The sequence below is a fragment of the Alkalicoccus luteus genome, assembly GCF_012034335.1.
Classification (GTDB): domain Bacteria; phylum Bacillota; class Bacilli; order Bacillales; family Salisediminibacteriaceae; genus Alkalicoccus; species Alkalicoccus luteus_A.
This window is the reverse complement of sequence record NZ_JAATHJ010000028.1, coordinates 1-17,121: the sequence shown is the minus strand read 5'-3', so window position 1 is coordinate 17,121 and position 17,121 is coordinate 1. Positions and strand designations below refer to the sequence as shown.

Annotated in this window: 18 protein-coding genes and 10 tRNA genes; 27 read left to right on the top strand and 1 reads right to left on the bottom strand. The window is 48.6% G+C overall.

What is annotated here, in order from left to right; translation table 11 throughout:
• Positions 1–104 precede the first annotated feature (104 nt).
• The 4 genes from rocF (at position 105) to HCN83_RS14255 (ending at position 5,473) form a co-directional block, all read left to right on the top strand.
• The gene (gene rocF, locus HCN83_RS14270; protein ID WP_246238250.1) at positions 105–974 is read left to right on the top strand and encodes an arginase; all 870 of its coding nucleotides are present in this window, start codon (positions 105–107) and stop codon (positions 972–974) included.
• Positions 975–1,255: 281 nt separating this feature from the next.
• On the top strand, positions 1,256–2,314 hold the full coding sequence (locus tag HCN83_RS14265) for an ABC transporter ATP-binding protein (RefSeq protein WP_168008455.1): 1,059 nt from the start codon (positions 1,256–1,258) through the stop codon (positions 2,312–2,314).
• A 185-nt stretch (positions 2,315–2,499) separates the two neighbouring features.
• Positions 2,500–3,669: an extracellular solute-binding protein gene (locus HCN83_RS14260; protein WP_168008453.1), complete on the top strand. Its 1,170-nt coding sequence runs from the start codon at positions 2,500–2,502 to the stop codon at positions 3,667–3,669.
• A gap of 157 nt (positions 3,670–3,826) precedes the next feature.
• On the top strand, positions 3,827–5,473 hold the full coding sequence (locus HCN83_RS14255) for an ABC transporter permease (protein ID WP_168008451.1): 1,647 nt from the start codon (positions 3,827–3,829) through the stop codon (positions 5,471–5,473).
• A gap of 154 nt (positions 5,474–5,627) precedes the next feature.
• Here HCN83_RS14255 and HCN83_RS14250 read toward each other — a convergent pair whose 3' ends face one another.
• Positions 5,628–6,392 (bottom strand): rhomboid family intramembrane serine protease, encoded by a 765-nt coding sequence (locus HCN83_RS14250; RefSeq protein WP_168008449.1) that lies wholly within the window; start codon positions 6,390–6,392, stop codon positions 5,628–5,630.
• A 144-nt stretch (positions 6,393–6,536) separates the two neighbouring features.
• Between HCN83_RS14250 and acpS the strand changes: the two genes are divergently transcribed.
• The 23 genes from acpS (at position 6,537) to HCN83_RS14135 (ending at position 16,972) form a co-directional block, all read left to right on the top strand.
• Complete coding sequence (gene acpS / locus HCN83_RS14245; protein WP_168008447.1) at positions 6,537–6,893, top strand: holo-ACP synthase; 357 nt, start codon at positions 6,537–6,539, stop codon at positions 6,891–6,893.
• A gap of 139 nt (positions 6,894–7,032) precedes the next feature.
• Complete coding sequence (locus tag HCN83_RS14240; RefSeq protein WP_168008501.1) at positions 7,033–7,311, top strand: antitoxin; 279 nt, start codon at positions 7,033–7,035, stop codon at positions 7,309–7,311.
• Between the two features lie 5 nt (positions 7,312–7,316).
• Complete coding sequence (locus tag HCN83_RS14235) at positions 7,317–7,667, top strand: type II toxin-antitoxin system PemK/MazF family toxin (protein ID WP_168008445.1); 351 nt, start codon at positions 7,317–7,319, stop codon at positions 7,665–7,667.
• A 253-nt stretch (positions 7,668–7,920) separates the two neighbouring features.
• Positions 7,921–8,742 (top strand): RsbT co-antagonist protein RsbRA, encoded by an 822-nt coding sequence (locus HCN83_RS14230; RefSeq protein WP_168008443.1) that lies wholly within the window; start codon positions 7,921–7,923, stop codon positions 8,740–8,742.
• A 12-nt stretch (positions 8,743–8,754) separates the two neighbouring features.
• Positions 8,755–9,111, top strand: coding sequence for an STAS domain-containing protein (locus HCN83_RS14225; RefSeq protein WP_168008441.1), 357 nt, complete (start codon positions 8,755–8,757; stop codon positions 9,109–9,111).
• 3 nt (positions 9,112–9,114) lie between these two features.
• On the top strand, positions 9,115–9,516 hold the full coding sequence (locus HCN83_RS14220) for an anti-sigma regulatory factor (protein WP_168008439.1): 402 nt from the start codon (positions 9,115–9,117) through the stop codon (positions 9,514–9,516).
• Between the two features lie 40 nt (positions 9,517–9,556).
• Positions 9,557–10,561, top strand: coding sequence for a PP2C family protein-serine/threonine phosphatase (locus HCN83_RS14215; RefSeq protein WP_168008499.1), 1,005 nt, complete (start codon positions 9,557–9,559; stop codon positions 10,559–10,561).
• Positions 10,562–10,619: 58 nt separating this feature from the next.
• On the top strand, positions 10,620–10,949 hold the full coding sequence (locus HCN83_RS14210) for an STAS domain-containing protein (RefSeq protein ID WP_168008437.1): 330 nt from the start codon (positions 10,620–10,622) through the stop codon (positions 10,947–10,949).
• Positions 10,950–10,951: 2 nt separating this feature from the next.
• Complete coding sequence (rsbW, locus tag HCN83_RS14205; protein WP_168008435.1) at positions 10,952–11,446, top strand: anti-sigma B factor RsbW; 495 nt, start codon at positions 10,952–10,954, stop codon at positions 11,444–11,446.
• Entirely contained in the window at positions 11,406–12,203 is a 798-nt protein-coding gene (gene sigB, locus HCN83_RS14200; protein WP_168008433.1) for an RNA polymerase sigma factor SigB, read from the top strand. Before rsbW ends, sigB begins: the two co-directional genes overlap by 41 nt.
• Positions 12,204–12,809 (top strand): SpoIIE family protein phosphatase, encoded by a 606-nt coding sequence (locus HCN83_RS14195; protein ID WP_168008431.1) that lies wholly within the window; start codon positions 12,204–12,206, stop codon positions 12,807–12,809.
• 121 nt (positions 12,810–12,930) lie between these two features.
• Positions 12,931–15,081, top strand: a complete 2,151-nt coding sequence (locus tag HCN83_RS14190; protein WP_425483632.1) for a Tex family protein — start codon at positions 12,931–12,933, stop codon at positions 15,079–15,081.
• A 259-nt stretch (positions 15,082–15,340) separates the two neighbouring features.
• Positions 15,341–15,835: a SprT family protein gene (locus HCN83_RS14185; protein ID WP_168008429.1), complete on the top strand. Its 495-nt coding sequence runs from the start codon at positions 15,341–15,343 to the stop codon at positions 15,833–15,835.
• A 145-nt stretch (positions 15,836–15,980) separates the two neighbouring features.
• A tRNA-Asn gene (locus HCN83_RS14180) sits at positions 15,981–16,055 on the top strand.
• A gap of 4 nt (positions 16,056–16,059) precedes the next feature.
• A tRNA-Ser gene (locus HCN83_RS14175) sits at positions 16,060–16,150 on the top strand.
• A gap of 7 nt (positions 16,151–16,157) precedes the next feature.
• Positions 16,158–16,232, top strand: a tRNA-Glu gene (locus tag HCN83_RS14170).
• Positions 16,233–16,271: 39 nt separating this feature from the next.
• Positions 16,272–16,347 (top strand) — tRNA-Val (locus tag HCN83_RS14165).
• 15 nt (positions 16,348–16,362) lie between these two features.
• Positions 16,363–16,438, top strand: a tRNA-Asp gene (locus HCN83_RS14160).
• 37 nt (positions 16,439–16,475) lie between these two features.
• A tRNA-Leu gene (locus tag HCN83_RS14155) sits at positions 16,476–16,560 on the top strand.
• Between the two features lie 15 nt (positions 16,561–16,575).
• Positions 16,576–16,661, top strand: a tRNA-Leu gene (locus tag HCN83_RS14150).
• A 21-nt stretch (positions 16,662–16,682) separates the two neighbouring features.
• Positions 16,683–16,759, top strand: a tRNA-Pro gene (locus tag HCN83_RS14145).
• A 38-nt stretch (positions 16,760–16,797) separates the two neighbouring features.
• Positions 16,798–16,871 (top strand) — tRNA-Gly (locus HCN83_RS14140).
• A 24-nt stretch (positions 16,872–16,895) separates the two neighbouring features.
• A tRNA-Ile gene (locus HCN83_RS14135) sits at positions 16,896–16,972 on the top strand.
• Positions 16,973–17,121 lie beyond the last annotated feature (149 nt).

Below are 17,121 nucleotides of genomic sequence, written 5' to 3'. Positions count from 1 at the left end.
GCTTAAAACCCGCACGACACACATAACCGCTGCCTGGCAGCACTAAAATGTAACAGATGGAGTGGATGTAGTTGAAGCAGAAAATTACAATTATTGGAGTACCGATGGATCTGGGACAAATGCGCCGAGGGGTCGACATGGGACCAAGCGTCATTCGTTATGCAGGAGTAGTGGAACGCCTTGAAGCACTGGGCTATGAAGTGGAGGACCGGGGAGATATTCAAATCGGGCGTCCATCCCGGCTTGATGTGAAAAACGATCAAAACCTGAAAGACCTGGATGTAGTCGTAAAAGCGAATCAGATGCTCGCTGATGAAGTCATGGATATTGTTTCGGAAGGCGCCTTCCCGCTCATTCTGGGAGGAGACCACAGTATTGCTATTGGTTCCCTTGCCGGCACAGCGAAGGATAAAGAGAATCTCGGCGTTATCTGGTATGACGCCCACGGCGACCTGAATACCGGCGAAACATCACCATCCGGAAATATTCACGGGATGCCGCTTGCCGCAAGCATCGGTCTTGGACATGAGAACCTGACATCCATCGGCGGCTTCAGTCCGAAGGTGAAACCCGAGAATATTGTTATCATCGGAGCGCGTTCTCTGGACGAAGGAGAGCGTATATTAATCAAGGAACGCGGTATTCACGTATATACGATGCACGAAATTGACCGTCTCGGTATGTCGAAGGTGATGGAAGAAGCAGCCGAAATCGTTACGAAGAACACAGACGGCGTTCACCTGAGCCTCGATCTCGATGCGCTGGATCCGAACGATGCTCCTGGCGTAGGAACACCTGTCATTGGCGGTCCGACATATCGGGAAACACATCTCGCTATGGAAATCCTTGCTGAAAAGAACATCATTACCTCTGCTGAATTCGTGGAAGTGAACCCGATTCTGGACGTGAAAAATCAAACGGCAGAAGCTGCCGTAGCCTTGATCGGTTCTCTCTTCGGAGAGAAACTTCTGTAAATAACAATCATTTACACGACCTGTCGGGAAGAGTCGTTTGCGAGGCTGCGCGTGAGTGCAGCCTCTTAATAATTGAGAAAGCAGCAGTCCGCGTCTGAAAGTTGTGAACAGTTTGAGACAAGTGCTGCTTCAGGTTGACCGGCAAAATAACGATATGCTATACTTCAGTAGAAATGAAAATCATTCTCAATTAGATTATAATGATTCTAAATAAGCGAAACGTTTTTGTCGTCGGCGTGCTTCGGAAATTTTGCATTTGAGAACGTACAGGAGGAAATGGCATGAGCTTTATTCAGCTGGATAACATCACGAAATCATTTTCAACTGCCGGTCGTCCGGCAGTAGATGGTCTCAGCCTGAAAATTAAAGAAGGCGAGATTGTGTCACTGCTCGGACCGAGTGGGTGCGGAAAAACAACAACACTTCGGATGATAGCAGGGTTTGAAAATCCGACGTCCGGAACGATTCGAATCGATGGTGCATCGATCGTATCAGAATCGAATGCACTGCCGCCGGAAAAACGCGGAATTGGCATGGTTTTTCAGGATTATGCCCTTTTCCCTCATATGACGATTGCAAAGAACGTTATGTTCGGACTCAATAAATGGAAAAGCCGTGAAAAGAAGCAGCGCGTCAAGGAAGTGCTGGAGCTTGTCGGACTGGAAGAATACGCGGACCGTTTTCCGTCTCAGCTTTCAGGCGGTCAGCAGCAGCGGGTCGCTCTAGCCAGAGCGCTGGCGCCTAAACCTCATGTTGTGCTGATGGATGAGCCGTTCAGTAACCTGGATGCAGGACTTCGTGAAAAGATGCGGTTTGATGTGACGAATATTCTGCGCAGAGCGAATACAACAGCTATCATTGTTACTCACGATCAAAAAGATGCCTTTGCTGTTTCTGACAGGGTTGTCGTCATGAATGAAGGCGTGATCCAGCAAATCGCAGCACCAAAGGAAATGTACCGCTGTCCGAAAAACTGCTTTGTCGCTCAGTTTGTCGGCAAAACCAATTTACTGACCGGCAGAATGGATCAGGATCTGAAGAGCATTCATACGCATATTGGACGCGTCGCGCTTCCGGAAGAATCCAAAGAGCAGCTTGAAAAAGTAACTCTCTCCATTCGTCCTGAGGGATGCATGCTTTCTGAGCAGGGAGCCTACTGCGGCCGTGTCGACAGAGTGACTTACGGCGGGGAGTACCAGGAGCTGCACGTCCGTCTTCACCAGGAGCAGGATTTAACAGCGGCACCAATGATGATCTATGCACCGGTTGAACAGGATGTAGAAGTAGGAACGCTCGTTTCCTTCGATATTAAACCGGAACTCGTTGCACTTGTCGAATAGTTCTGATTAGAAACGCCGCAGCTGCGGCGTTTTTTTCTTGCATTTGGAAACAAAGACTACTGTTTTTTAAAATGTACAACATTTATACAAAAACTCATTGACAATGATTCTCATTGTCGGTAGAATGAGAATTGGAATAAATGATAATCATTTTCAATTAAGGATTAAAGGAGTGGAAGAGATTTATGAAGGTTCATTACAAGGTGTTAACAATTTCTCTGTTATCTGCTGGACTGCTTGCAGCTTGCGGGGCAGAGGATGAAGGTAATAATGGAAGCGAAGAAACTAACGGAGGCGCAAACAATAACGCGGCCGAGGAAAATAATGCAGCTGAAAATAATAACGCTGCTGAAAACGAAGAAGCAAATGAAGAAGACGGCGGGGAAGCCGCTGAAGAGCTCGACGGAGAACTGGTCGTGTACTCTTCCCGAAATGAAATTTTCGTAGACGCGCTTCTTGAAAAATTTGAAGAGGAAACCGGCGTGGAAGTTCTTGCTCTTCATGAAGTAGAACCGCTTCAGCTCCAGGAAGAAGCCGGAAACGTACAGGCTGATATCTTCATATCCAACGACGTTGGAGCAATGGAATACTTAAACCAGCAGGATCTGCTTGCCCCTTCTGAACCGGAAAATGTGGACACAATTGATGAGCAGTTCCGTGCGGAGAACAACGAGTGGGTCGCTTTATCTACACGTGCACGAGGATTCATTTACAACAAAGACATGATCGAAGAGGAAGATGTGCCACAGCGCATGGAGGATTTGCTTGATGATTCTTATGCAGATGTTGAAGGCGGCTACGCGATTACGCGCGGCGGAAACGGCGGCATGATCGGAAACGTCTCTGCACTTCGCTATGAGTGGGGAGATGAGGAAACTCAGGATTGGATCGAATCTATTCAGGAAAACGCTTCTGGTATTTTTGAAGGCCACGGCGATATCCGCCGCGCAGTCGGAGAAGGTACTCACGCATTCGGTCTCGTGAACAACTACTACTACCACCAGCAGCTGGAAGAGCCTCAGGACAACAATGTAGGATTTGTTTACGCAGACCAGGGTGACGACGATATGGGCGCTATCGTAAACGCTGCAGGTGCCGGCATGGTAGAAGGCGGACCGAACCAGGAAAATGCGGAAGCGTTTATGGACTGGGTGCTTGAAGAAGAAAATCAACTCGCGTTCGTCGGAGAATCACTCGAAGTACCGATCAACCCGGATCTGGAGCCTCCATTTGAAGAAGCGGTACCATTTTCCGAGCTTCACGTGCAGGATATGCCGCTGCGAGAGCTTGGCGACTACTTTGAAGATACCCGCCAGCTTATTGAAGACGCGGGACTCGATCTCGAACTTCGCTAATTCACCGCTTCAAACTGAACCACGCTTCGGGGGCTTTTGCTTCCGAGGCGTGGTTTTTCTAACGAAGAGCAGACAGTTTGTGTGGCAGAACATGCTTAATTATGATTGAATAGAGAAGGAGAAAAAGTCAGGTAAACGAAGTCAGGAGAATGTTTGTATGTCGAATCATCATGAGGAAAGCGGGGTAAAAAGCAGTCTGACTGTTCTGCAGAAGCTGCAGCGGCAGTGGCGTCATATGTGGAATGGGAATCCGCCGGGTTTTGTACTATTGCTGATCGGAACCATAACAGGGCTGCTCATGTCCGTGCCGCTCGTGTATGTGATTGTACGTTCGCTCTCAGCGGGAGCAGACAGCTGGGCCCGCCTTATAGGAGGGCGCATTCCAGGGCTGCTTTGGAATACACTTTCTCTGACCGTAGCAGTAACTGTCATGGCAGTCATCATCGGAGTGTCGCTCGCGTGGATTGTCATTCGCACCGATGTGCCGGGACGAAAAGTCTGGCAGTGGCTGCTGGCGATTCCGCTCGTTATCCCGCCTTACGTCGGAGCTGTGACATACATTATTGTTTTCGGCCCGAGCGGCTGGATGCGTGATATTTGGAATGACGGTTTTCTGTCCGTATTTGGCACTTATTCCTTGAATGTCTACTCGTTCTGGGGCGTGTTTTTCGTCATGACCATGTTCACGTACCCGTACGTGTTTCTAATTGCCAGTGCTTCGCTTCGAAAAATGAACCGGAATTTTGAAGAAGTGGCTCGTTCACAAGGAATGACGACTTCACAGGTGTTCTGGAAAGTGAACCTTCCGCTGCTGCGTCCAGCGATCGGAGCAGGTGCGATTCTCATCTCGCTATATGTGCTGTCGGATTTCGGAGCTATTGCCATGATGCGTTACGTCACGTTCACTGCCGCAATCTATTATCAGAGAGCAGGATTTGACATCCCGTCTGCGGCTGTACTCAGCCTGGTGCTGATCGTACTGACGGTGATTATTCTCTGGTTAGAGGCATTTTCACGAAGACGGAACAAGTTTTATCAAACGTCGAACACATACCGTCCGCCTGAAATTCTGAAGCTTGGGCGCTGGAAGCCGTTTGCCTTCCTATATGTTGTGCTCATCTTTTCACTCGCTGTGCTGATGCCGATTTACGTGCTCGTCCATTGGACAATTGTCGGTGCCGGGGCTGGCGTAATTGACGCCGGATTTTTTGAATATGCGCTTAACAGTGTGCAGGTATCAGGCCTGGCCGCGCTGCTATGTATGGTGCTGGCTCTTCCGCTGATCTATTTAAAGTCCAGGCATCCGTCAGTCATTTCATCGGGAATTGATAAGCTCAGCTATACCGGCTATGCGTTGCCTGGTGTAATTGTAGCGCTCGGAATGGTGTTTGTCTTTAACAATCACCTTCCCGCTTTGTATAATACGTTTTATATGATTGCAATTGCGTTTGTCGTTCGCTTTCTGCCGCAGGCGATGCAAGCTGGAGAAGCGTCCTTATCCCTTGTTTCGCCCAGAATGGATGAAGCCGCGAGAAGCCTCGGCTATCCTGCGTGGAAAGTGATGTTGAAAGTAACACTCCCGTCGATTCTTCCAGGAATACTTGCGGGCGGGGCGCTCGTATTCGTAAGCTCCATCAAAGAACTCCCTGCCACGCTGATGCTCCGGCCGCCCGGATTCGATACGCTGGCGGTCCGCGTTTATTATGAAGCGTCAGAAGCCTTATATGCACAGGCTGCACCTGGGGCACTGCTGATTGTGCTTGTTTCTATCCTGCCCCTGCATTATTTATTGAAGCGGTATTAAAAATGACTGAAGGCCCGGACTCCTGTCCGGGCCTCCAGCTATTTATAAGAAATGCTCCTGTAATATAGACGAAGAGCACGGAGTCACTCGGACACAGGCTTCTTACAAGAAGCCTTCAAAACCCAGTCCGGCTCCGTTCATGCTTTCACGGTGCTTAAGAGAAAAACAGCGTATCGACAAGGTAGAAGAACAGGATCATCCCTGCGGCGGCACCGCCGATGTACACCCATTTTCTGCGTTTAAATGCGTCTTTCTTTTTCCAGCGATCCGGATCAAATCCGATTTCATCCGGATCATGAACCTCACGCTGGCGGAAATAGTCAGCGCTTGTCACGCGAGAGAGCACGACCGGACCGAGCAGAGCTCCCGAAAGAAGGCCGAATATGTGTGCGATGATATTGATATTCGGGTTTACAAACGTCATGACAACACCAATTCCCGTAATAACGAGAATCATTTGAGCGTTCATATGCGAAATCAGGTCTTTACGGAGAAGCACCATATACACGTACAGACCAAACAGCCCGAAGACAGCTCCGGATGCACCTAGATGAGCATTGACCGGGCTTCCGATGAACAGATAGACGATATTAGCAAGAATCCCGGTGCCAAGGTAAATAAATAAAAACTTAGGCCCTCCTAAAAGCCGCTCAAGCGCAGGACCGAATAAAAACAGTGCAAACGAATTAAATCCAACGTGCAGCAGTGAAGCGTGAAGGAATATTGGAGTTACGAGGCGCCACCATTCACCGGCCCATATAGCCGGATTAAAGCCGATTCCAAGAAAATAGATTTCCTGACCGCCTAAAAAAGTAAACAGACCGGTCCAGATGTAGAAAAAAACATTAATCGAGATCAGAATCGATATCACCGGATAGGAGCGGATGTACTCCCCAAAGCTTTCATTGCGCAGAAACATATCATCCCGCCTTTTATATAGAAGAAATATGCCCTTTTCAGAGGCGGGCAGCATACGGTACAATACAACGCAGTGCTGCCTGTATTGTAAGCTTATCACAGGCAGGCCCTGCAGTTCACCGAAAAGAGTCCGGGGGGGAACGGGATGATTACAGGAACAGGAATCGATCTGATCGAGCTCGACAGAATTGAAAAATCCGGCACAAGATTAGCGGTGCGTATATTAACAAAGCAGGAATTTGTACGGTATAACGAACTGAAGGGCCGCAGGCAGGTCGAATATCTTGCCGGACGATTCGCTGTAAAAGAAGCTTATGCGAAGGCGAAGGGCTGTGGCATCGGCGCATCATTATCTTTCCAGGACATCGAAACAGAGTACGAAGCAGGAGGGCGGCCGACGCTCAAAGCCCCGGGAGCAGAGGAGACCGTGCACGTATCCATCTCGCATTCACGGATGTTTGCATGTGCGCATGTTGTCATCGAAAAGGGTTCTTCCCGGTGAAAACGAATACAATCGTTAGAAAATTTACACAAAAAGATGTGTAAATTCGCTAAAACGGTTTTGCATTGGCTTTTGTCAAGTGTTATGATTGTTGTGGATAACTTAATGGAAATATGTTGTGTGGGGGTGCCCGGTGGCGATGGAAGAGAAAAAAACCGTAACCGTGAGTCTGCCTGAGCAGCTAGTTAATGAACTCGACGCTTTAACTGGAGGGGATCGCTTGGAACGTAATGACGTAATTCAGCGCGCAGCAAAACTGTATGTACAAGAGCAGGAGCAGAAAAAAGAGCACATCAGAGAGTCGATGGAACAGGGTTATATGGAAATGGCAAAAATCAACCTCAATATTGCAACGGAGTCCTTTTTAGCTGAAGAGGAGGCTGAAAGCACGCTGGACCGCCTAGTTAGCGGGGTGTAGCGGCGTTGATTGTAAAACGTGGTGACGTATATTTCGCGGATTTATCCCCCGTGGTCGGATCCGAGCAGGGTGGAGTAAGACCGGTACTCATTATCCAGAACGATATAGGAAACCGATTCAGTCCAACCGTGATCGTTGCTGCGATAACCGCGCAGATCCAGAAGGCCAAACTTCCGACGCATGTTGAAATTGACGCTGACAAATATGGTTTTGATCGGGATTCTGTCATTTTACTGGAGCAGATCAGAACAATTGACAAACAGCGGCTGACGGATAAAATCACGCAGCTGGATGAAGATATGATGGTAAAAGTGAATGAGGGATTGAATATCAGCATTGGCCTTATTGACTTTTAGGTATCATTTATATGATTTTATTTCAGTAAAACCGGGTGCAGCGACTGCATCCGGTTTTACTGTCCTCGTCATCCGGGGCCATTCGCTGGTGGGCTATATGGATTCCCTTCCCGTTTTACCAGGAGCTAAACCGGTACACACAATTCTGGAGAATTTTTTTAGGCAGGCAGTGTCTGGAACGTTTGCAAATGCACAGCATCAGTGAAATAATGGATGTATAACTTTGTTGCTAAGAGTGGAGGAAGCGGTAGATATGAAAGGAAATGTCCGACAGGCTATACTAGATAATCAAGATGACATAACCGAAGAGTGGGGCAGCCGAATTGAGCAGTTCCGCCAGGATGAAGCGCTGCAGAACGTTTCATCGGCTGTTTATGAAAATACAAGCCGCGATTTTGTCCAGAAGTTGCTCATCACCATTCAGCAAAATGATGTCAGCGGCCGTGATCTGAACCAATTTGTCGAGCGCCTTATTCAAATGGGCTGGCCTCTCAACTTTATTACGAGAGGCTTGCAGGAATTTCGCAAGTCTGCGGTGAAGGTAATAGCAGATCACAGCGGTGAGGTGAAAGATCAGCTCGAGCTGTTTCAGGAAATTGAAAGCTGGGTCGATGACGTTGTCGATCAGCTCGTTAACCAGTATTCCGGCTCCTGGGAGAACACCGTCTTTTTACAGAAAATGGCGCTGAAAGAACTGTCAGCTCCTCTTATTCCTGTCTTTGATAAGATCAGCGTGATGCCGCTTGTAGGGACGATTGACACGGAGCGGGCCAAGCTGATCATGGAGAATCTTCTGGACGGAGTTATTGAGCACCGCTCACAGGTGGTGCTGATCGATATCACCGGTGTGCCTGTTGTCGATACGATGGTTGCTCATCATATTATACAGGCTTCGGAAGCAGTACGACTTGTCGGAGCGACTTGTATTCTTGTCGGAATCCGCCCGGAAATTGCCCAGACGATTGTGAATCTCGGCATCGATTTAGGCAAATTCCCGACGAAAAGTACGCTCAAAAAAGGCATTGAAACAGCGCTTGGCATGACAAAGCGCGAGATTGTTGAACTTGAAGGATAGGGGGGCCTCATTTTGCGAATTCCTATATTAAAGCTTCATGATTACCTGCTTATTTCCGTTCAGGTGGAACTGGACGATCAAACGGCACTCCAGTTTCAGGAGGACGTTCTGGAAAAAATTCATGAAGAAGGGTCACGCGGCGTTGTTATCGATCTGACGTCGGTAGATATGATCGATTCATTTATCGCAAAAGTACTTGGTGATGTGGTGGATATGTCCAACTTGATGGGGGCGAAGGTAGTGCTGACTGGCATTCAGCCTGCTGTTGCCATCACGCTGATCGATATGGGCATTGTTCTGGATGAAGTTCCGACTGCATTGGACCTTGAGCAAGGGTTGGAAAGACTCCAGCTCGAATTGGAGGGGTGAAACATGCAAGTTCAGACCCATGTCGATATTAACAGTGAATGGGGGATCGTGGCAGCCAGGCAGGCCGGGCGCAAGCTCGCGCGTGAAGTAGGCTTCGGCTCCGTGGATCAGGCACGCATAACTACAGCCATTTCAGAGCTTGCACGTAATATTTACCTGTACGCAGATCAAGGTCAGATAAAAATCGAAGAAGTGGCAGAAGGCGGCAAACGGGGAATGAAAATCATCGCCTCTGATCAGGGTCCCGGAATCAAGGATCTTCGCCGCGTCATGGAAGACGGCTTTACAACGTCAGGGGGACTTGGCGCGGGACTCCCGGGTGTGAAGCGTCTTATGGACGATTTTGCGATTGAATCTGAACTGAATCAAGGTACTGTCATTACGGCAGTGAAATGGCTCCGATAACATAGACAGATAAGCAGGGGGTGCAGCCGGAGTGGAGGATATGCAGGTTTCCATGTATCGGTTATATAAAGACATGCTGACCAGCTATCTGCGTGATAAAAGCGAAACCGCGCTGTATCACGCTCAGCAGTTCAGTAAACAAATGATGGAGCAGGATATGTCTCCTGAAGAAACGGTCAGCCTTCATTTGTCCGTATTCCAGGAACTGGCTGAAGACTTGCCGGAAGAAGTAACGGATTCATTTGATCTTCTGCTGGAGGTTATGATCGGCTACGGGCTCGCGTACCGGGAGCATCAAAGCCTTCGCGACCGTCAGCAGGAGCTGGAATCTGAACTGAATGTCGCTGCTCAGATGCAGCGGACGCTGCTGCCGGACAAGCAGGTGGATACAGAAGAAATAGATTTTGGTGTGATCAGCGTGCCGGCCGGAAAAATGAGCGGGGACTATTATCATTACGACGAAGATAGTGTCGGTAACTTTGCGGTTGCCGTAGCGGACGTAATCGGCAAAGGTGTACCTGCCGCTATGTCCATGTCGATGATTAAGTATGCGATGGATACGCTGACGGACAAGCAGACGGAGCCGGCCGGAGTGCTGGAAAGTCTTAATCGGGTAGTAGAGCGAAACATTGACGAAGATATGTTTATTACCATGATGTACGGTGTTTATTATCCCGAGAGCCATCAGTTTCATTTCGCGAGCGCCGGGCATGAGCCGGGCTTTTTCTATCGTTCAGCTGCAGATACGTTTGAAAGCCTGGAGGCAAAGGGCCTTGTACTTGGTGTGTCTCCAAAGGTGAGGTATGAAGAGCGCGGCTTCCGACTGGATCCGGGCGATTTTGTTGTGTTCTTATCGGACGGGGTAACAGAGAGCCGGGTAGACGGAGAGTTTATTGAACGGGATACAGTCGTCAGTATGATAAAAGAAAGACTTCATCTCAGCGCTCAGGAAATTGTTAACGAATTGTTTGAGGAGCTGGAAAAAGCGCAGGAATTTCAGCTCCGGGATGACTTTACGTTGATGATATTAAGAAGGAAGTTTTAAACGACTGCCCTCCGGGTAAAGAGATTAAGATAATGCATAATATTCAGGAGGGGAAAAGATGAACTTAGATATTCAGGTTTCCGACTACGAAAACAAAAGCGTTGCAGAAGTTTCCGGAGAGGTCGACGTTTATACAGCTGCTAAGCTTAAAGAAACGATCACGCCGCTGGCGGAGCAGGAGGATAAGCGGCTGATTATTGATCTTTCCGGAGTAGATTATATAGACAGCACCGGATTAGGTATTTTTATCGGAGCGCTCAAAGCAAGTGAAAAGGCAGGGACGTCCTTGACACTGACCGGGTTAAACGCCCGAGTGAAGCGTCTGTTTGAAATCACCGGCCTGCACGAGGTCATTGATATCGACCAGGCAAAGAGGGAGGAAGCATAAGCATGGCCCATCAGTCTGAACTTATCGAAATGAAGGTACCGGCGAGGCCAGAGTATGTCGGCGTTGTGCGTCTTACTGTGTCCGGAGTAGCGAATCGACTGGGTTATTCCTATGATGATATTGAAGATATTAAAATTGCGATAGCAGAGGCATGTACAAACGTAGTAAATCATGCTTACCCTGAGCAGAGTGTTCATGCAAGCATGCATGTGAGCTTTGCTATTTTCGAAGACCGTCTCGAGCTCGTCGTAGCAGATAAAGGCGGAGCTGTTGATATTGAAGAGCTGAACCGCGGGCGCGGACCGATCACAAAAGACCAGCCTGTTGAGGATCTTAAGGAAGGAGGGCTGGGGCTGTTTCTGATCGAGACCCTGATGGATGAGGTAGAAATCCGCAGTGAAGACGGTGTCATGATTGTTATGACAAAGTTCCTCCAAAGAGATGAGGTGGATAGCAATGTCGACAGAACCTCAGAAGAACCAACAAAACACCAGTGAAGCGAAGCAAAAAATACTGGATAAAATTGCAGAATTTCAGGAAACAAACGATGATGAACTGCAGACAGAGCTAGTTCTCGAATTTGAGAGCCTCGTCCATGCACTCGCACGAAAATTCTCCCGTGGCCAGCGGCACGACGAAGATTTAACGCAGGTTGGAATGATCGGTCTTCTTGCGGCATTGCGCCGGTTTGATCCATCTTTCGGCCGCAGCTTCGAATCATTTGCTGTGCCGACGATTGTCGGAGAAATAAAGCGCTTTATCCGTGATAAAACATGGAGTGTTCACGTACCTAGAAGAATTAAGGAACTGGGACCGAAAATCAAAGGCGCTGTTGAAGATTTAACTACGACTCTTCAACGCTCTCCCAGCGTGCACGAGATAGCAGATCATCTCGGAGTGTCGGAAGAAGAAGTGCTGGAGACGATGGAAATGGGCAAAAGCTATCAGGCACTCTCTGTCGACCGTTCTATTGAAGCGGACGATGAAGGAAGTGCTGTTACGCTGCTTGATCTCGTTGGTCAGGACGAGGGAGGCTATGAAAAAACAGATCAGCAGCTGCTGCTCGAAAAAGCGTTTGCTGTTTTGACAGACCGGGAAAAACAGATTTTACAGCTCACTTATTTCGATAATCTCAGTCAAAAGGAAACGGGTGAAAAACTCGGAATTTCTCAGATGCACGTGTCCAGGCTGCAGCGCAGGGCTCTGCAAAAACTGAGAGAGTCAATCCGCATTGAAGCAACGGAGGCTTTTTAAATGATTGAACACCTTCATCTGGATGATTCGGACATAAGCGTTTACCATACGGCAAAAGGGAACAACTGGTGTTCCGGCGACAGCTTCTTCGGAACGAGCCGGAACGGTACCGTTACCTGCGCATTGGCAGACGGCCTCGGAAGCGGCGAAGAGGCGATGCACGCTTCCAAGCTTGCAATGGAGGAGATCGAAGCCAATCCGGATGAGGCGTTGGAGCAATTGGTTCAGTTATGTAATAGTAAAATGTGGGGGACGCGCGGCGTAGTCCTGTCCATTTTGCGGATAGATGTTCAAAGCCGGCGGTGCGAATACATTAATATGGGAAATATTTCCTGTCATTTTTATCATCCTGACGGCGATATGATTCGTCCTGTTCCAAAAAGGGGCTATCTGTCAGGCAGAAAAGTAAAGCTGCGGACGCAGTCCTGGGAATACCGCCCTGGCATGGTATTCACGATGTATTCGGACGGCTTTCCGCAGGATCCATTATCAGATCGTCTTTTTTCTACAAAAGATACACCTGAAGCGATTATGGATCGGCTGTCTGATTTGTTCGAGCACGTAGATGATGATGCAACTGTCATGATCGGAAAAGCATACGTTTAGCTTTGAAAGGCTGTCTTTCGTTTTGAGAGATGGTCTTTTTTTATGGGCTTTTATGTTATATGCCACGAGACATTCTGAAGAAAAAGCCTTCAGATGATATAATCAGTATCTGGAAAGGGGAATGATGATGGATCAGACGATTGTAAAGCATGTACATATGGAAACGAACCTCCCGGCTGCTAAGGTGGAGACGGTACTGAAGCTGGCAGAGGAAGGAAATACAGTTCCGTTTATTGCACGTTACCGAAAAGAAATGACAGGCGGAATGGATGAAGAGGAGATTCGAAGTGTCCTGTCGGTTTGGGAATACGCTGTGTCACTTGCGAAACGAAAAGAAGAAGTTCATCGCTTGATCGAGGAGCAGGGGAAGTGGACAGAAGAGCTGGCTCAAAGCCTGCGGAAGGCTGAGAAGCTGCAGGAAGTAGAAGATCTTTACCGGCCGTATAAACAGAAAAAACGGACGCGGGCATCGATTGCAAAGGAGCAAGGTCTGGAGCCCTTGGCAGAGTGGCTGCAAGCAGGTTCGCAGGGAGATCCGCTCGAAAAGGCATCGGCGTATGTAGCTGAGTCTGTTGAGACCGCCGCTGAAGCACTCCAGGGGGCAAAAGATATCATCGCTGAGACTGTGGCAGATGACCCCTCTGTCAGGCGGTACGTCCGACATCAGGTATGGAAAAAGGGGAGCTTGAAAGCCGATAAAAAAGCGAAAGCTGAAGACGAAAAAGAGGTCTTCGCACTTTATTATGAATATGAGGAGAAAATCAGCAGAATGGTGCCTCACCGCACGCTTGCAGTTAATCGCGGGGAAAAAGAAGGCGTGCTCCGTGTGAAGGTTATGCCACCCGCAGAGGAGATTGAGAAGTGGGCTGTCGACCGGATTGTGAAGCGTACCGTTCCTGCAGCGGAATATCTTAAGGCTGCCGTAGAAGACAGTTTGAAGCGGCTTGTTTATCCCGCTGTTGAGAGGGAAATACGTGGCGAGCTCTCCGAAAAAGCAGAAGCTCATGCCATCGAGGTATTTTCCACGAACCTTCGACAGCTGCTGCTGCAGCCGCCGTTGAAAGGTCATGTTGTTTTAGGCGTGGATCCGGCATACCGGACCGGCTGCAAATTAGCTGCAGTCAATGAAACAGGGATGCTGCTTGAAACAGGCGTCGTCTATCCGACAGCACCGCATCATCAGACAAAAAAGGCAGCAGCTGAGATTACCCGTATGATAAACGAGTATGGTGTAACGATGATTGCTGTCGGCAATGGAACGGCTTCAAGAGAAACGGAGCAGTTTATTGCTGATGTTATCCAGCAATTGCAGAAGGACATTTATTACTTAATTGTCAATGAAGCAGGTGCGAGTGTATATTCGGCATCTAAAACAGCAAAAGAAGAGTTTCCAAGTCTGCAGGTGGAAGAGCGAAGTGCGGTTTCTATCGCACGTCGTCTCCAGGATCCGCTCGCTGAACTCGTCAAAATTGACCCTAAATCGGTCGGAGTCGGACAGTATCAGCATGACGTTTCTCAGTCAAAACTGTCAGACAGCCTCACATTCGTTGTTGAAACGGTTGTAAACAGAGTAGGTGTTAACGTTAATACGGCATCAGCTTCTCTTCTCGCTTACGTATCCGGATTATCCGCAGCGGTAGCCGGAAACATTGTGCGCCATCGTGACGAAGAGGGACGCTTTCAAAAGCGGACAGATTTAAAGAAGGTACCGCGTTTAGGAGCAAAAACGTATGAGCAGAGTATCGGGTTTCTGCGCATTCCTGATGGAAAAGAACCGCTTGACGCAACTTCGATTCATCCCGAAAGCTATAAGGAGGCAGGGAGTTTGTTGAAGCAGCTTTCGCTGCAAGCATCAGAAATTGGCTCCGATAAAGCGGCAGAGGCCATCAAAGAACTGAACCGTGTTGAAGCAGCTGACTCACTCGGGATCGGTCTTCCTACATTAGAAGATATACTTGATGCCTTTCAACGTCCTGGCCGTGATCCGCGCGAGGAGGTGGCGAAGCCGCTGCTGAAACAGGATGTTCTTTCGATGGAAGATTTATATGAAGGGCTGGAGCTGGAAGGAACTGTTCGTAATGTCGTTGATTTCGGTGCGTTTGTGGACATCGGAGTAAAGCAGGACGGCCTCGTTCATATTTCCAAGCTTGCCGATCGCTTCGTCAAACATCCAATGGACGTCGTGTCAGTAGGAGACGTAGTGACGGTGTGGATCGATGGAGTGGATGCGCAGAAAGGGCGCATATCGCTGACGATGAAGCGCCCATCTTAAACTTCCGGCAAAAAAGAGCTCGCCAATTACGGCAGCTCTTTTTTGTGTGGGGATATGTCAGCGACTGCACGTGATAACGGATGCCTTTTTATCTTTAGATAATAGCGTTGTTCTATTCAGGAGATTTTAAGCGTTGCCGCGATGTTCTTAATAGTCTGATGCTTAGATAATGGGATTTTATTAAATATGAAAGGACAGCTGGAGGCCCTGTCAGGTCCGTGATATGATAGATTATAAGGCAGATCACAGGGGGATCACGTTGACTAATAACGAATTGCAGCTTTTGACAGAGCAAATTTCAATTGAATATTTTTCAAAACCGTTCAGGCACCGTGCCTTCTTTAATAACAGGCTTCGTACGACCGGCGGCCGATATGCCCTGCATTCTCATCATATTGAAATTAATCCGGGTCATTTGGAATATTACGGGAAAGACGAGCTGATCAGTATCATTAAACATGAACTGTGTCATTATCATCTTCACCTTGAGGGGCGTGGATACCAGCATCGCGATGCCGAATTCAAAGCGCTTCTGCAAAAGGTAGGCGGATCGAGGCACTGCAGGTCACTGCCTGGAGCGAGACAAGTCTCTTCTATTGTGCATGTCTACGAATGTGCGTCCTGCAGGTTTCAATATCCGCGCAGACGGCGTATGAACACCGACAAATACGTTTGCGGCAAGTGCCGGGGTACCCTTAAAAAAATCACCGAAAAAAAGTTGCAGAAATCGTTGACGTCCTTAAAAGGGATGTGATACATTATAAAAGTCGCCGAAAGAGCAGTTGCGAAAAGCGCTTCAAACCGCACGGCGGCACGGAAAAACTTTTGAAAATATATTGACATAACATTTTCCCTGGTGTTAAGATATTACTTGTCTCCCAAAGAGAGGGACACACTATTCCACAGTAGCTCAGTGGTAGAGCAATCGGCTGTTAACCGATGGGTCGTAGGTTCGAATCCTACCTGTGGAGCCATCAAGGAGAAGTACTCAAGTGGCTGAAGAGGCGCCCCTGCTAAGGGTGTAGGTCGCGCAAGCGGCGCGAGGGTTCAAATCCCTCCTTCTCCGCCAGCATTTAGGCCCGTTGGTCAAGTGGTTAAGACACCGCCCTTTCACGGCGGTAACACGGGTTCGAATCCCGTACGGGTCACCATACTTAATTTTTATCTTGATCAGACAACATGTCTGTTATGGAGGATTAGCTCAGTTGGGAGAGCACCTGCCTTACAAGCAGGGGGTCGGCAGTTCGAGCCTGTCATCCTCCACCATCGACACTTTTATAAGGTCCCGTGGTGTAGCGGTTAACATGCCTGCCTGTCACGCAGGAGATCGCGGGTTCGATTCCCGTCGGGACCGCCATTTAATTTAATAGAAACAAGCAGCAATTTTTAGTCATGCGGGTGTGGCGGAACTGGCAGACGCGCTAGATTTAGGATCTAGTGTCTTCGGGCGTGGGGGTTCGACTCCCTCCACCCGCACCATGATTATTTTAGCTTGCGGTTGTGGCGGAATGGCAGACGCGCTAGGTTGAGGGCCTAGTGGGGTAACACCCGTGGAGGTTCGACTCCTCTCAACCGCACCATTTTTAATTTTGTGAGTGAAACGGGAAGTAGCTCAGCTTGGCAGAGCACTTGGTTTGGGACCAAGGGGTCGCAGGTTCAAATCCTGTCTTCCCGACCATTTTCGACTCTGCGTAAATTTTATATTTTCATCTACATGCGGGTGTAGTTTAGTGGTAAAACCTCAGCCTTCCAAGCTGATGATGTGGGTTCGATTCCCATCACCCGCTCCATTTTTATGCCTGTAATCATGGCGGGGGCCTGTAGCTCAGCTGGTTAGAGCGCACGCCTGATAAGCGTGAGGTCGGTGGTTCGAGTCCACTCAGGCCCACCATTGACTTGATTATATGCAGCGGCCTTTGAAAACTAAACAAAAGACGAGAAGAAGGAAAGAGAATGAATCATTCTCTGTCAATTTTTGAAATACAGGAATCTTTAGCCAGATTCCGTTCTGACCGACCGGTTTCACCGGGAGGACAGCTT